11 protein-coding genes are annotated in these 15,514 nt (G+C 64.8%); 7 read left to right on the forward strand and 4 right to left on the reverse strand.

Going from position 1 to position 15,514, the window contains the following annotated elements:
- A complete protein-coding gene (locus H9627_RS06055; protein ID WP_191733112.1) occupies window positions 1-351 on the forward strand; it encodes an MGMT family protein in 351 nt (116 codons plus the stop codon).
- Between the two features lie 67 nt (window positions 352-418).
- A complete protein-coding gene (locus tag H9627_RS06060) occupies window positions 419-1,483 on the forward strand; it encodes an NAD(P)-dependent alcohol dehydrogenase (RefSeq protein ID WP_191733113.1) in 1,065 nt (354 codons plus the stop codon).
- Here H9627_RS06060 and H9627_RS06065 read toward each other — a convergent pair.
- The gene (locus H9627_RS06065) at window positions 1,480-2,406 is read right to left on the reverse strand and encodes an alpha/beta hydrolase (protein WP_191733114.1); all 927 of its coding nucleotides are present in this window, start codon (window positions 2,404-2,406) and stop codon (window positions 1,480-1,482) included. The two genes, H9627_RS06060 and H9627_RS06065, sit on opposite strands and share 4 nt — an antisense overlap.
- 195 nt (window positions 2,407-2,601) lie before the next feature.
- Between H9627_RS06065 and H9627_RS06070 the strand changes: the two genes are divergently transcribed.
- A complete protein-coding gene (locus H9627_RS06070; protein ID WP_191733115.1) occupies window positions 2,602-3,225 on the forward strand; it encodes a CG0192 family protein in 624 nt (207 codons plus the stop codon).
- A gap of 79 nt (window positions 3,226-3,304) precedes the next feature.
- Here the strand turns inward: H9627_RS06070 and H9627_RS06075 are convergent, their stop codons facing one another.
- The gene (locus H9627_RS06075) at window positions 3,305-5,242 is read right to left on the reverse strand and encodes a M13 family metallopeptidase (RefSeq protein WP_191733116.1); all 1,938 of its coding nucleotides are present in this window, start codon (window positions 5,240-5,242) and stop codon (window positions 3,305-3,307) included.
- 683 nt (window positions 5,243-5,925) lie between these two features.
- On the opposite strand from H9627_RS06075, the gene H9627_RS06080 reads away from it, so the two are divergent.
- Window positions 5,926-6,801: a hypothetical protein gene (locus tag H9627_RS06080; protein WP_191733117.1), complete on the forward strand. Its 876-nt coding sequence runs from the start codon at window positions 5,926-5,928 to the stop codon at window positions 6,799-6,801.
- Window positions 6,798-7,802: a PrsW family intramembrane metalloprotease gene (locus H9627_RS06085; RefSeq protein WP_191733118.1), complete on the forward strand. Its 1,005-nt coding sequence runs from the start codon at window positions 6,798-6,800 to the stop codon at window positions 7,800-7,802. Before H9627_RS06080 ends, H9627_RS06085 begins: the two co-directional genes overlap by 4 nt.
- A gap of 13 nt (window positions 7,803-7,815) precedes the next feature.
- On the opposite strand, the gene H9627_RS06090 is transcribed toward H9627_RS06085, so the two are convergent.
- Together H9627_RS06090 and H9627_RS06095 are read right to left on the reverse strand one after the other, a co-directional pair.
- Window positions 7,816-8,685: an MFS transporter gene (locus H9627_RS06090; protein ID WP_225213527.1), complete on the reverse strand. Its 870-nt coding sequence runs from the start codon at window positions 8,683-8,685 to the stop codon at window positions 7,816-7,818.
- A gap of 175 nt (window positions 8,686-8,860) precedes the next feature.
- A complete protein-coding gene (locus tag H9627_RS06095; protein ID WP_191733119.1) occupies window positions 8,861-9,295 on the reverse strand; it encodes a PAS domain-containing protein in 435 nt (144 codons plus the stop codon).
- Window positions 9,296-9,491: 196 nt separating this feature from the next.
- Here H9627_RS06095 and gltB point away from each other — a divergent pair, with 196 nt between their 5' ends.
- Window positions 9,492-13,988, forward strand: a complete 4,497-nt coding sequence (gene gltB, locus H9627_RS06100; protein ID WP_191733120.1) for a glutamate synthase large subunit — start codon at window positions 9,492-9,494, stop codon at window positions 13,986-13,988.
- Window positions 13,988-15,514 carry a glutamate synthase subunit beta gene (locus H9627_RS06105; protein WP_191733121.1) on the forward strand — a complete coding sequence of 509 codons (1,527 nt, stop codon included), beginning with the start codon at window positions 13,988-13,990 and terminating at the stop codon, window positions 15,512-15,514. The genes gltB and H9627_RS06105 overlap by 1 nt, the downstream gene beginning before the upstream one ends.

Genomic DNA, 15,514 nt, shown 5'->3' on the forward strand with positions numbered 1-15,514 from the left:
GTGGGAGGATCAGCTGAGGGCCTGGAGCTCGATGACCTGACCTCCCGGGTGCTCGACTGCGTGGACCTGATCCCACCCGGGCGGGTGGCCACCTATGGTGACATCGCCACCCTGGTGGGCACCGGGCCACGGCAGGTCGGGCGCATCATGGCCGTCCACGGTCACCTCGTGGCCTGGTGGCGGGTGGTCCGCGCCGATGGCGGATCCCAGGTCGCTGAGCGTGCGCGCCTGCACTGGGATGAGGAGGGCATCACCTCCACCCACGGCACCCGCGTGAAGGTCCGCATGACCCACCACAGGCTCACCGCCGGGGAACTGCAGACCATCGCTGCACAGCTGCCACCCAGGTGACAACACCGGCCATGGGGTTAAGCTGGGACACGTTCTGCCCAGCGACGTTGAAAGTGAGCATCTCACCATGACCACACCACACAACCCCACGCCGGTCCGTGCCTGGGGCGTGACCGCCTTCGCCCAGCCCCTGGAGTCCCTCACCATCACCCGCCGTGAACTGCGCGCCGATGACATCTCCATCGACATTGAGTACGCCGGCATCTGCCACTCGGATATCCACACCGCCACCGGTGACTGGGGTGAGCGGGAATACCCGCTGGTGCCGGGCCATGAGATCATCGGGCGCGTCAGTGCCGTCGGCGATGCGGTGACCAAACACCGGGTCGGTGACCGCGTCGGCGTGGGGTGCTTCGTCAACTCCTGTGGACACTGCGATCCCTGCCGCGCGGGGGAGCATTCCTACTGCGACACCGGGGCGGTCCTGACCTACGGGTCGGAGGACCGCTACGCCGACGGTGAATACACCCAGGGTGGGTACTCACAGGCGATCGTGGTCAAGGAGGATTTCGTGGTCCGCGTGCCGGAGTCCCTGGACCCCGCGGCCGCCACCCCGCTGCTGTGCGCGGGCATCACCACCTACTCACCGCTGAAGCACCACGGGGCGGGCCCGGGCAAGAAGGTCGGCATCATCGGCCTGGGTGGCATCGGCCATGTGGCGGTGAAGATCGCCGTGGCCATGGGTGCGGAGGTGGTGGTGTTCTCCCATTCCACCGCCAAGCGGGAGGATGCCCTGAAATTCGGCGCCACCGAGCACGTGTCCACCGCGGACCCCGCCTTCGCCGAGACCTGGGGTGGACAGTTCGACCTCATCCTCAACACCGTCAGCGTCAACCTCGACACCGCCACCTACCTGTCGCTGCTGCGTTTCGACGGTGCCCTCGTTGCGCTTGGCCTGCCGAATGAACCCATGGAGGTACCCACCCGGATGCTCACCTCCAAGCGACGCACCCTCACCGGTTCACTCGTCGGCGGCATCCCGGAGACCCAGGAGATGCTGGACTTCTGCGCGGAGCACAACATCACCGCGGAGATCGAGCTCATCGACGCCACCGCCATCAACGAGGCTTATGAGCGCACCATCAACTCGGATGTGCGCTACCGCTTCGTCATCGACGCCGCCACCTTCTAGGACTTCTTGGACACTGTCTTCAAAAACTCCGCGACATCCTTGATGCGTTCCCGGGCGATCTTCGGGGTGGAGATGCGGTGGCGGGCAACATAGTCCCGGGTGGTGACATGGTCCAGACCGTCCAGTCCCTCGGGGCGGGCGGCCACCTCATCGTGGGTGGCGATCTGCACAAAGGTGCTGGGCCATTCGGTGGCTTCACCGAGCTGCACCGAACCCCGGATCTCCTCCGGAAGCTTGCCCACGCTGGCGAGGTCCGGGAAGGTGAGGATGAGGGCGTCGAAAAGCTTCGCGTTGAGCGCCGCCAGCGCCGCACCCGAGGAATAACCCCAGCCCGCGATCGAGGTGGCGTTGTGGTGGCGGGCGTAGCCGACGGCCTTGGCCACGGCCTCATTCATCTCTGTCAGGGTGTGGTGCGGGGCCAGCGGGTAATCCAGGTCGAGGATCGTGGTGCCGGACAGCTCCGCGGCCGCGGCCACCTCGGGACGCCACTGGAACTCCAGGGCATCACCGGACCCACGCCACCAGCCACCGCTGTGGAAGGACACCGCCCACTGGCCGGTCGGGTTGGACGGCACGAACACCGCGCCACCGACCTCCGGTGCGGAATCCACCGACACCTCACCGATATAGGCCACACCCGGCATGGCATGGTCCACGGCTGAACCCAGCATCAGCATGGCGGTGTGGGTGGTGCGGTCGGGGAGGTGGGCGACATAGCGGTCCGCGGGGTCGGGATCACCGGAACCACCGGCCCACGGTGGGGTGAAATCGGGGAGTGGGTAGTGGGCGTCGAAATAGGAGGCCAGCTGCTCCAGCTGCTCCTCATCGCTGAGCTCGCGGTCGATGCCACCGACCTCGAACTCCTCACGGAAACGCTGTTCCTGCTGCTCTGCGGTTTCTTCACGATTGTTCTTCTCAGACATGACCACCACCTTAGTTCGCAGCACGCACATGGTGTTGTGGAGTGAAAAGTCCAACAAAAACCATCCCTCCGGCTGAGGCCACGCGGGCACAGGGCGAGCCCCCAGACGAGTAAAAGAACCACCCCTGAAACCGTGTTGACGCGTACCCTGAACATACAGAGTTATCCTCACTATTTTTCTATGGAGAGATGTGCCATGAGCGGCGTAGCCAAGATGTATGACACGACCATCATCCCGTCCAAGGAGGAGGTTGCCCGCAACTGGGCAGGCTCGGTGGAACTCAAGGGCAGCTACCGTCTGGTGGATACCGTGGGTGAGGAGGTCGGCATCGAGGTGCTCATCGCCACCGACCTGGATGGCCGCCACGTGCAGATCCCCTTTACCTACCGCCCCTCGGAGATCAACCCCGAGCAGACGCTCGCCACCATTGAGCATGGAGTGCTGGGCAAACGCTGGGTGACCAATGCACTCGGTGATCCGGTGGCGGTGCGCGAATTCATCCGCACCATCCTCACCGGTGATGACGGTGCAACCCGTGATGATGGCGTCGCGCCCACCCTTGATATCCGTGGCACCGGCAAGGAAAACGAGGTGGAGCTGGCGGATGTTGAGCTCGCCGAGGTCACCCGGCAGCGTGCGCTGGGCACCGTGAAGGTCAACGGCAAGTACCGGAACTTCATGCTCCGACTACCGCATGTGCTCACCGGATACAACCACACCGGCCGTGGCCACAGTGCCACGGCACTACGCCTGGTGGCACCCAACCCCGGTGAGAGCGACCGTGAGCTGCTCGTCGCCGAGTTCAACTGGCTGGACTAAGCGCAGGTCAACGCCCGGCTGCCCCTCCCGCTGGGGCGGTGAGGGGTAGCTGGGTGAGGCGTCGACAAGCGCTGGTGGTTTACCAGATCGCGAGGCGATCCTCGGGCCTGATGTAGACCGGGGACCCCTCCACCACGTCGAAGGCCTCGTAGAACTCCGCGACATTGCCGGCGATGGTGTTGCAGCGGAACTCGGCGGGGGAGTGCGGATCGATGGCGAGGTACTGCACCGCCATCTCCGGGCGGATCGCGGTGCGCCACACCCGCGCCCACGACAGGAACAACCGCTGCAGCCCGTTGAACTCCTGGTTGGCCAGGTCCGGTTCGGCACCGTCGGCGGCGAAAGGTGCGCGCGGGGAGGTCTCAAACGTCAGGCCCTGATCGTCCAGGTACTCCCCGTACGCCACCACGGCGATACCCAGTCCGCCCAGGTCACCGATGTTCTCGCCGACGGTGAAGGCACCATTGACGCCGTCGGTCTCGATGTTGTGCTTCTTCAACACGGCCGGAACCAGGCCGTTGAACTGCTCGATGAGGCGCTCGGTGAGCTTGGTGAACTCCGTGCGGTCCTCATCCGTCCACCAGGAATTCAGGTTGCCGTCGCCGTCATACTGGCTGCCCTGATCATCGAAACCATGACCGATCTCATGGCCGATCACCGCGCCGATCGCACCGAAATTCTCCGCCGCATCGGCCTCAGGATCGAAGAACGGCGGGCGCAGGATCGCGGCGGGGAAGGTGATGTCATTGACCACCGGGTTGTAGAACGCATTGACCGTCTGCGGGGTGGTCACCCACTCATTGCGATCTGCCGGCTTGCCGATCTTGCCCAGCTCATAATCATGCAGGAACGCCGAACCGCGACGGACATTGTCCACCAGATCCGCGCCACCGGCACTGAACTCCAGGCCCTCATAGGAACGCCATTTCTCGGGGTAACCGATCTTGGCGTTGAACTTCTCCAGTTTCTCCAACGCGCGCTCGCGCGTCGCCGGCGTCATCCACACCAGGTTGCTGATGCGCTCCCGGTACGCCGCCACCAGGTAGTCCACCAGCTTGAGCATCTCGGCCTTGCTGCTAGCCGGGAAGTGCGTTTCGACGAACCGCTGCCCGATCTCCTCACCCACGAACCGCTCCGCGAGCCCCACAGCCCGCTTCCACCGGTCCTTCTGCTCCGTCGCCCCCGACAGGGTCGTGCCGTAGAAGTCGAAGTTCGCCTGCACGATCTCCTCCGACAACAACCCGGCCCGGGACCGCAGAATGTGCCACGTGGCCCACAACTGCCAGTCCGCCAGACGATCGGCTGAAAGGAGCGTGTCCAGGTGCCCCGCGTAGGACGGCATCATGTTGACCAGCCTGGACTCCGGGAGGCGTGACCCAACGAGCAGGGACCGCACCCTGCGGGGCAGCTGATCGAACTCGGTGGGATTGTAGGTGGCCACCGCATCACGCGTCTTCACCACATCCCAGTGACCGCGGGCGATCTCCTTCTCCAGGGCGATCACGCGCTTCGCTGCGGTCTGGGTATCCAGGCCGAACAGGCGGGTCGGGTGGAGGAACCCCAGCATCCGGGCCACATGCTCCCCATAAGCAGCCAGCGTCTCCTGATGTGCCGGCTCACGGTAATACGCCTCATCCGGTAGACCCAGACCCGACTGCAGGATATAGGCGATCGACTCATCCGAGGAAGAGTCCTTTTCCACCCAGTAACCAATCGGCGCACCCACCCCCTCCCGGTCCAACTCGCCGAGAACAGTGGTGAACTCATCAATATTCGCCACCGACAACCGGTCCAGATCCGTGTCGATCGCCTTGACACCGAGGTCATTGATGGCGGCGGTATCCATGAACGAGGCATAGATCGCACCGGCGCGACCCTGATCCTCCTTCACAATCTCATGGACATCCTCCTCCGCATCATCGCGCAGCTTGTGGAATGTACCGTCCACAGCGCGATCGTCGGGAATGATGTGGCTATCCAGCCAGGGGCCATTGACATAACGGTAGAGATCCTTCATGAAGCCCACTCTAGACAACTCACCTGCTACCGGTCTGCGGCGGGAGTGAGTCGGCACGGTTCTGCCCCGTTGCGGTTCCGGCGGTGCACAACCGTGCACGTTGTCTGCCGGAGCGGTCGGTGGCCCAGGGGAATTGGCACGGTTGTGCACGCCTGCGGTCCTGACGGTGCAAAACCATGCCCACTTCCTTCTGAAACTGCCCGTCCCGCGAGGACGCCGGCACGGTTATGCGGGGTTGTGGCTCTGGTGGGCAAAACCGTGCGCACTACCCGCTGAAACCGTCGGTGGTCCGAGGAAGCCGGCACGGTTATGCAGGGTTGTGGCTCCGACGGTGCAAAACCATGCCCACTGCCTCCTGAAACGGCCCGTCCCGCGAGGAAGCCGGCACGGTTGTGCACGCTTGTAGCTCCGACGGGCAAAACCGTGCGCACTACCCGCTGAAACCGTCGGTGGTCCGAGGAAGCCGGCACGGTTATGCGCTCCGGCGGTCCCGACGCGACAAACCCGTACCCACTGCCTCCTGAAACGGCCCGTCCCGCGAGGAAGCCGGCACGGTTGTGCACGCCTGCCCCCGACCCGAGCCAGTCCAGAACCAGTCCAGAGCAGGTCCCGCACCAGGCGCCCGCACCAGGCACCTGCACCGTCCCCACCCCGGGATGAAACCCAGCGGGTACCCTTGATACGTGAGTTCTACACAGGGTATGTATCAGCTGAAACCGGTGGGAAGAGCGAAGTTGTGGTGGTCGATCATGGGAATCGCCGCGGCGCTTCTGCTGCTTCCCCTCGGGGTGAACGCGGTGGTGCCGGACAATAGCAAGAGCTACCGGCAGTTGAGTATCGGGGCAGTTGGTTATGAGTGGGAGGTCCCGGTGGTCACCGGTTCAGGTGCGCCGGTGATGTGTGAGATGACCTCGGATGATCTCTTCATGAAGTACTGGGAGTGCAACGGGGACACCACTGTGGTCACCATGTTGGTGGAGGGGGTGGAGGATCCGGAGAACACCCTGCGACGGATGATCCGCGCGACCCTGGCCACTCCGATGCCTGAGGATATTGTGCCCACCGCGGCCAGTGAGGATGGCCGGGCACATGCTCTGCTGCAGCCCGGCACGGATGAGGGCTTTCTGGTTTCCCTTCCCATTGTGGCGATCAGTCAGCAGGGGCAGGGGGATTATGAGGATGTGACGGCGGTGGCCATCGTCAACGGGGTGTCCAATGAGTATTACGCCTCCCACATCTGGTCGAGCCTGGCGGTGGATCGTGGTCTGCCCTATGAGCAGGAGTTCCCGCTGCAGTTGTCCGAGGATGAGCCGGAATACCCGATGGAACCGGATCCCTTTGGTGGTTTGTCCCCGGAGGATCTGCCGTGGGATCAGTTCCCCTGGGAGGAGTGGCTCAATGAACCGGAGGGTGCGACCCCACCCGGTGGGATCGGCGGTTTCGGCAGCCTTCCAGAGGGGCTCCTACCGGACAGTGAACCAGCCGATGATGACCTGCCCGACGCCATCCGCGCCGGTAGCAACCCGAATCAGTCCCCAGCCGTGGAGGAGGCAGCATGAACCGGTTATTTTCCGTGACCCTGTGGGTGGTGATCGCACTGTCCACCCCGATGCTGTTTCTCACCCTGGCAGCTGGAGTCTTCATTGATCCGATGGCCTCGGTGCTGGGTGTGGTCTTTGCGGTGGTGTATCTGACAGTGGTGGTGTGGGTGCTCAGCCGGACACCGTTGTGGCCTGATTTCCGGACCCATCGCCGGGGTCCGGATGGGAAGAAGCGTCGCGGGCACGGGTCGACGGCCCAGTGGGTGGCGGCGTGTCTGTTGTGGGGTGGTCTGGCAGCGGTGGGTATCGCCTTGTTGACCAGTACCGCCCTGCTGGATCTGATGGTCAAGCTGAATCTGGATTTCTTCATGCTCAGCATGGCGGGTGGGTACCCGGAGGAGATCGCCAAGGCGCTCGGGGCCGCGTTGATCCTGGTGGCGTTCCGGCAGCTGAACCGGCCGTGGCATGGCCTTATCACCGGTGCGCTGGTGGGGCTGGGTTTTGAGGTCAATGAGAATCTTCTCTATGGGTCCACGGGTGCGCTGCTGGATGCCAATTCGGATATCGACGGCGTCCTGATCATGTGGGGTTACCGCACGCTTGCCGGGCCGCTTATCCACACCATCCTCACCGCTTTCGCGGGCTACGGCATCGCCCTGGCGCTCTTCCGCGCCCACAGAACTCTGGCGTGGCGTTGCGGTGTCGCGGCAGGTTGGATCGGGATCGCGTTTATTCTGCATTTCGCGTGGAACATGCTGTGGGAGACCAATCTGGCCAGCATCATCAACATCGTGGTGATCTCCCTGATCATGTACCCGCTGTTCGGTTACCTGATCTGGCGCAGCTGGCGTGAGGCCCGCGCCGATGATTCCTACGCCTACGCGCCGGGTGCGCTGACCACCACCGCCGACCTTGCGCTTATCGACGCCCCGACCACCCCTTCCCCCACCACCCAGCCGGCGGAACCGGTTGCAGCGGGAAAGGAAGAAACCGCCATCGGTGATGGCGGTTCCAGGTGACGTCCTTTTCTATCTAGTGCGCGGCGATTGTGGTGATTGGCTTGCGGTGCTTGATCAGGATGCCGCAGACCACGGACACCAGGGCGGCGCTGCCGGCCACCAGGTAGCCGATGGTCAATGCGGAGAACACTCCCCAAACTGTCGACTGTGAGATGCCGATGCACAGCAGGAGCAGGCCGATGCCCATGATGGCCACACCGATGATGTCGAGGCGTTCGGTGGCACCCTTCAGCTTGGATTCATACCGGCGGTGCAGGGCGTCGGAGTCGAGTCCGTAGAAGTAGAAACCGATGGCGCTGATGATGGTGAGCACGGCACCGATCCAGAAGGCATCGCGCCAGTCGCCACCCATGGCCAGCAGTGCACCACCGAAGGCGAAACCGAGGAACACTCCGATGGCCTGGCCGCCGGCGATGACGGCCACGGTCTTGCGGCGGTTCTCCGGGGTGAGGCGGTCGTTCATGATGCCCACGCACAGTGCCTGGCCGGCCATGATTCCCACCAGTGCACGGCCGATGACCAGCACGAGGAAGCTCGGGGCGAGTGCGGAGATGACATAACCGAGGGTGATGCCCACGAGGCTGATGAACATCAGGCGGCGGTGGCCGAAGACGTCACCGGCCTTGGCCAGGATGGTGATCGTCGCGGCGCCCATGAGGGTGGTGCTCATCAGGGCCCAGGCGGTCTGGCCCGGGGTGAGTTGCAGGGAGGCGGCCATCGACCCGTAGAGGGGGATCGCCATGAGGGTGCCCACCTCGTTGAGCATCTGCAGGATAAAGAAGATGACGGCCATGCGCAGGCCTGCCTGGCGCCACGGGATCTGTTGGCCGGGTGTGGCGGTGCGGGTCCGGCGTGGGGGAGCCTGGATAGTTGTCTGAACCATGTTTCCTCGCTGAGTTAAGTGAGATTGTCGACACTTTGGTCAGCAAAGTATGACCCAAGCCACAACATTAGACAAGTGTCCAGCGAAAAATGGTCAGTTTTCCAGCCCGATGGGGGTGACTATTCCATGCCCCCTAAACCCCATGCCCCGTCCGGGCCCGGTGTTGGTTTTCCGCTCAGTTCCCCGCGGTTTTCTCCAGCTCCCGCAACCGCTGCTTGAGCGTCTTGCGCTCCTCCCAGTCGGCCGTGACATCCCGCAGGAAGGCGGCCACCCCCTCGATCTGGCCAGCGTCATCCTTGAGGATCGTGATCGAGAATTCCAGCGAGATCGTTGACCCGTCCTTCCGTAGTCCCGGCACCTTGAGTGGTTCGGATCCGTACTTGGTTTCACCGGTCTCCATGACGCGGTCCCAACCCGTCCAGTGGGGTTTGCGGTGCTTCTCGGGGACGATGATGTCCAGGGGTTGGCCGATGGCTTCGCCGGTGGGCCAGCCGAACATCTCCTCGGCGCCCCCGTTCCATAATTGGATGATGCCGTCCCGGCTGGCGTAGATGATCGCCTCGTGCGTTTCGGCGAAGAGGCGTGCTGCGGTTTCCTCGAAGTTGAACATGTTCGCGTGCTCCTTTTTAACGGATGGACTCGTGTTAAAGCCATCATAGAGTGTGATCTGCAGCATAGAGGCGTCATGCGACCTTGCATTTTCCTATAGGTTGATCGAAAATAGCCGAAAAGTACTTGCGCGCGCCCGCCCCCACCTGTTTTTCTTATTATCGAATGATTAATAGAAACCCTTAGGGGGAGCCAGCATGCAGAAACAGGGCCTTTACAACCCAGCCTTCGAACACGATTCCTGTGGTGTCGCCTTCGTCGCCGACATCCACGGTCGCGCCAGCCGTAAGATCATCTCCAATGCACTTGAGGCGCTGTGCCGCATGGAGCACCGCGGTGCCGCCGGCGCGGAGAAGACCACCGGTGACGGTGCTGGCATCCTCCTGCAGATCCCCGATGCCCTCTACCGCGCCGACACCGACTTCGACCTGCCGGAACCCGGCCACTATGCCACCGGCATCGCCTTCCTCCCACGCGCGCGCATGGCCATGCTGGATGCCCAGAAGGAGATCGCCCGCATCGCCACCGAGGAGGGCGCCACCGTGCTCGGGTGGCGTGAGGTCCGAGTGGATCCACGGGGGATCGGGGACATGGCAGCCGAAGCCATGCCGAGTTTCTCCCAGCTCTTCCTCACCGTTCCAGGCACCTCGGGCACGGACCTGGACCGCATCATGTTCTTCATCCGCAAGCGCTGCGAGCGCGAACTCGGCACCACCGGGGACCGGCCAACGGTGTATTTCCCGTCGCTGTCGGCACGCACCGTGATCTACAAGGGCATGCTCACCACCGGACAGCTGGAGCGGTTCTACCGCGATCTGCAGGACCCGCGCATGGAATCGGCCATCGCCGTTGTGCACTCGCGTTTCTCCACCAACACCTTCCCCAGCTGGCCCCTCGCGCACCCCTACCGCCTGGTCGCCCACAACGGTGAGATCAACACCGTGCGCGGCAATGAGAATTGGATGCGCGCCCGCGAGGCCCTTATCGATTCCCACGTCCTGGGGCCCCTGAACCGGGTGCTGCCCGTGTGCACCCCGGGCGGGTCGGACACCGCGCTTTTCGACGAAGCCCTCGAACTCCTCCACCTCGGCGGGTACGAACTGCCCCATGCTGTGGCCATGATGATCCCCCAGCCGTGGGAGCACAGCACCTCGATGAACCAGGAGCTGCGTGACTTCTACGAGTACCACTCCTGCCTTATGGAGCCGTGGGATGGCCCCGCCGCCCTGGCCTTCACCGACGGCCGCTATGTCGGTGCGGTTCTGGACCGCAATGGCCTGCGACCTGGACGTATCGCCATCACCAGCGACGGACTGGTGGTGATGGCCTCGGAGTCGGGGGTGTTGGATCTGGATGAATCGAGCGTCGTAAAGCGTACCCGCCTGGTACCTGGCCAGATGTTCTTGGTCGACACGGCCCAGGGCCGGGTCATCCCCGATGACGAGGTCAAGCGCGGGCTGCAGGCCAGCGCGCCTTATGGGGAGTGGATCCGCGAGAATTTCGTGCACCTGTCCGGCCTGCCGCGCACCCGTTATGAGTACATGCCGCACCAGCGTGCGGTGCTGCGCCAGCGTGTCTTCGGCATCACCGAGGAGGATGTGGATCTGCTCATCCTGCCCATGGCGCGCACCGGGGCGGAGGCCATCGGGTCCATGGGGTCCGATACCCCCATCGCGGCGATCTCGCAGCGTCCGCGCATGCTCTATGATTTCTTCGCCCAGCGGTTCGCGCAGGTGACCAACCCGCCGCTGGACTCCATCCGGGAAAAGCCTGTGACCAGCATGTACACCCTGCTGGGTGCGCAGTCCGATGTGCTCAACCCCGGCCCGGAGGCGGCACGACGCATCCGTCTGGAATCACCGGTGATCGACAACCACGAGCTGGCCACCCTCATCCACGCCAATGATCACGGCGAATGGGACACCTTCGGTGCGGCGGTCATCTCCGGTCTATACCCGGTGGCGCACCACGGCGCCGGTATGAAGGCCGCCATCGCCCGGGTGCGCCGCGAGGTCTCCGAGGCGATCCGCCGGGGCAAGACCCTCATTGTGCTCTCCGACCGCGAATCCAATGAACAGCTCGCCCCCATCCCGGCGCTGCTGCTCACCTCCGCCGTCCATCAGTACCTGGTGCAGCAGCGCACCCGCACCCGGTGCTCGCTCGTGGTGGAATCCGGTGACGCCCGCGAGATCCACCACCTGGCCATGCTCATCAGCTTCGGCGCCGATGCCATCAACCCCTATATGGCCTTTGAAACCATCGATGAGCTGCGCATGAAGGGCCAGCTCGGTGACCTGGAGCTGGATGAGGCATGCCGCAACTACGTCACCGCCGCCACCACCGGTGTGCTCAAGGTGATGTCGAAGATGGGCATCGCCACCGTCTCCTCCTACCGTGGCGCCCAGCTGGCGGACGTCACCGGCCTGCACCAGGCCCTGCTGGATGACTACTTCGGCGGCATCCCCTCACCGATCTCCGGCATCGGCCTGGATGAGGTGGCCGCCGACGTGGAGGCCCGCCACCGCAGTGCCTTCCTGCCCCGACCCGAGGAGCACGCCCACCGCGAACTCGACCTGGGCGGGGAGTACAAATGGCGCCGGGAGGGTGAATACCACCTGTTCAACCCGGAGACCATCTTCAAACTGCAGCACGCCACCCGCACGGGGCAGTACTCCATCTTCAAGGACTACACCGCCAAGGTTGATGGCCAGTCCGCCCGTCTGGGCACCATCCGTGGACTCTTCGAGTTCAGCACCGACCGCCAGCCCATCCCGGTGGAGGAGGTGGAACCGGTCAGCTCCATTGTCCGACGCTTCTCCACCGGTGCCATGTCCTATGGTTCCATCTCCGCCGAGGCCCACGAGGTCCTGGCCATCGCCATGAACCGCCTCGGCGGCATGTCCAACTCCGGTGAGGGCGGGGAGGATGCCCGCCGGTTCACCCCGGAACCCAACGGCGACTGGAAGCGGTCTGCCATCAAGCAGGTGGCCTCGGGACGGTTCGGTGTGACCAGCCACTATCTCAACAACTGCACCGACATCCAGATCAAGATGGCCCAGGGCGCCAAGCCCGGTGAGGGTGGTCAGCTGCCCCCGGAGAAGGTCTACCCCTGGATCGCGGAGGTCCGTATCACCACCCCCGGCGTGGGTCTGATCTCCCCGCCGCCACACCACGACATCTACTCCATCGAGGACCTCGCCCAGCTCATCCATGACCTGAAAAATGCCAATCCGGATGCCCGCATCCACGTGAAACTGGTCGCTGAGCAGGGCGTGGGCACCGTGGCCGCCGGTGTGTCCAAGGCGCATGCCGACGTGGTGCTCATCTCCGGCCACGACGGCGGCACCGGCGCCTCACCGCTGACCTCCCTCAAGCACGCCGGTGGTCCCTGGGAGCTCGGCCTCGCCGAAACCCAGCAGACCCTGCTGCTCAACGGCCTGCGCGACCGCATCCGCGTACAGTGCGACGGCCAGCTGAAAACCGGCCGCGACGTCATGATCGCCGCACTCCTCGGCGCCGAGGAATTCGGTTTCGCCACCGCACCGCTGGTGGTGGAGGGCTGCATCATGATGCGCGTGTGCCACCTGGACACCTGCCCCGTGGGCATCGCCACCCAGAACCCCGACCTGCGCGCCAAGTTCACCGGCCAGGCGGAGCATGTGGTCAATTTCTTCACCTTCATCGCCCAGGAGGTCCGCGAATACCTCGCCCAGCTCGGTTTCCGCACCCTCGACGAGGCCGTCGGCCAGTCCCAGGTGCTGCGCAAACGCGCCGACATCCCCGCGGATTCCCGCGCGGCACACCTGGATCTCACCCCGATCTTCCATAGGCCGATTGCCCCGCACTTCCCGGAGCAGGATGTCCGGTGCACCACCACCCAGGACCATGACCTGGAGGCAGCGCTGGACAACCGGTTCATCGAACAGGCCGCCGACACCATCGCCCGCGCCGCCGCCGGTGAGCAGGCGCGCACCACCCTGACCACGCGCGTCAGCAACGTCAACCGGTCGGTGGGGACCATGCTGGGTTCGGTCCTCACCCGCGCCGCCGGGGCCTCCGGGCTTGACGACGACACCATCACCCTCAACCTCACCGGCTGTGCCGGAAACTCCTTCGGTGCCTTCATCCCCGCCGGCATCACCATCAACCTCACCGGCGATGCCAATGACTTCGTGGGCAAGGGACTCTCCGGCGGGCGCATCATCATCCGCCCCTCGGAGCGTGCACCGAAACAATTGAAAAACAGCCCCGACATCATCGCCGGCAACGTCCTCGGTTACGGCGCCACCAGCGGTGAGATGTTCATCCGCGGTGAGGTCGGCGAACGGTTCTGCGTGCGCAACTCCGGTGCCACCGCGGTGGTGGAGGGGATCGGCAACCACGGGTGTGAATACATGACCGGTGGCCGGGTGCTTGTCCTCGGTCCCGTCGGGGAGAACTTCGGCGCCGGCATGTCGGGCGGTATTGCCTACCTCCTCGACGAACCGGACCTGGAGAAGAAAATCAATCGGGGGCTGGTGGACGTCGAAAAGCTCACCCCGGATGAGGCCCTGTGGGCCGACCGGCTCATCGCACGCCACGTCGCGCTGACCGGTTCCACCACCACGGTGCGCGCAACCGACCTGGTCAAGGTCATGCCGCGTGACTACAAGCGAGTTCTACTGTCCACCCTGACCCTGGAGGAGGCACACTAATGTCCGACCCACATGGATTCCAGAAATACACCCGCGCCGAACCCGCCCACCGGCCGGTGCCCCTGCGCCTCATGGACTTCCGCGAGGTCTACGAGGCGGCACCCACCGGTCAGATCGAGGAGCAGGCCGCCCGCTGCATGGACTGCGGCGTGCCCTTCTGCCACCAGGGTTGCCCACTGGGCAACATCATCCCCGAGTGGAACAACCTGGTGCGCGAGGGACGGTGGAAGGAGGCCTATGACCGCCTGCACGCCACCAACAACTTCCCCGAATTCACCGGCCGCCTGTGCCCGGCGCCGTGTGAGGGTGCGTGTGTGCTCGACATCAATGATGACGCCGTGACCATCAAGAACGTGGAGCTGGAGATCGTCGAACGGGCCTTCACCGAGGGCTGGGTGGAGCCGGTGCGCGCCTCCCTGGACACCGGCCTGACGGTCGCCGTGGTGGGCTCGGGCCCGGCCGGTCTGGCCGCCGCGCAGCAGCTGACCCGCGCCGGACACCGCGTGACCGTCTTCGAACGCTCCGACCGCCTGGGTGGCCTGATGCGTTATGGCGTGCCGGACTACAAGATGGAGAACCGCTGGATCGACCGCCGCCTCGACCAGATGCGGGCGGAGGGCACGGAATTCCGCGTGGGGATCTCGCCCCGGGCTGCTGAACTGGCGCTTTTCGACGCCGTCGTGCTCGCCACCGGCACGCCCGTCGCCCGTGTTCTGGGCATCCCGGGTTCGGATCTCGCCGGTGTCCACCCGGCGATGGACTACCTCACCGCGCAGAACAAGGCGAATGAGGGCGACGGCCCGGTGCCGCCCGAGTTTGATGCCCGCGGCAGGAAGGTCGTGATCATCGGCGGTGGCGACACCGGCACCGACTGCTTCGGCACCGCCCTGCGCCAGGGGGCGGCCTCGGTCACTCAGTTCGACATCCGCCCGCGCGGACCGGTGATGCGCGCTGAGGAGACCCCGTGGCCGATGTACCCCAACCAGTTCCGCACCGCCACCGCCCACGAGGAGGGGTCCTATGTGCTCGGCGGTGATGAATCCGTCGCCGAGATCGAGGCCCTGGGCCTGGGCACCCGCGCCGTCGGCACACCCCTGGGCGAGCGGAAATTCGCGGTGAACACCGTCTCCCTGCACGGCGATGACCAGGGCCGGGTCACCGGTCTGACCGGATGCCAGATCAAGGTGGTGGGCGGGCGCCGCGAACCCGTCGAGGGCACCGAGTTCCCCTTCGACGCCGACCTGGTCCTCGTGGCCCTGGGCTTCACCGGCGCCGAACAGGGCGGGCTGGCCCACGAGCTGGGCGTGGGTTTCGATGCCCGCGGCCGCATGATCCGCGACACCGGTTACCGCAGCCCCACCAACTCCCGCGTCTACATCGCCGGCGACAATGGCAGGGGGCAGTCCCTGATCGTCTGGGCGATCGCCGAGGGCCGGGCGTGTGCCGCCGCCGTCGACGCCGACCTCATGGGCGAGACCGCACTCCCCGTTGCCGTGACCCCTCAGGACATGCCGATGGCGGTGTGA

This window comes from Corynebacterium gallinarum (assembly GCF_014837045.1).
GTDB lineage: Bacteria > Actinomycetota > Actinomycetes > Mycobacteriales > Mycobacteriaceae > Corynebacterium > Corynebacterium gallinarum.

Coding starts and splice junctions, on each gene's coding strand:
- H9627_RS06060 (WP_191733113.1), top strand. CDS start 419: ATGACCACACCACACAACCCCACGCCGGTCCGTGCCTGGGGCGTGACC.
- H9627_RS06095 (WP_191733119.1), bottom strand. CDS start 9,295: ATGTTCAACTTCGAGGAAACCGCAGCACGCCTCTTCGCCGAAACGCAC.
- H9627_RS06070 (WP_191733115.1), top strand. CDS start 2,602: ATGAGCGGCGTAGCCAAGATGTATGACACGACCATCATCCCGTCCAAG.
- H9627_RS06085 (WP_191733118.1), top strand. CDS start 6,798: ATGAACCGGTTATTTTCCGTGACCCTGTGGGTGGTGATCGCACTGTCC.
- gltB (WP_191733120.1), top strand. CDS start 9,492: ATGCAGAAACAGGGCCTTTACAACCCAGCCTTCGAACACGATTCCTGT.
- H9627_RS06090 (WP_225213527.1), bottom strand. CDS start 8,685: ATGGTTCAGACAACTATCCAGGCTCCCCCACGCCGGACCCGCACCGCC.
- H9627_RS06065 (WP_191733114.1), bottom strand. CDS start 2,406: ATGTCTGAGAAGAACAATCGTGAAGAAACCGCAGAGCAGCAGGAACAG.
- H9627_RS06105 (WP_191733121.1), top strand. CDS start 13,988: ATGTCCGACCCACATGGATTCCAGAAATACACCCGCGCCGAACCCGCC.
- H9627_RS06075 (WP_191733116.1), bottom strand. CDS start 5,242: ATGAAGGATCTCTACCGTTATGTCAATGGCCCCTGGCTGGATAGCCAC.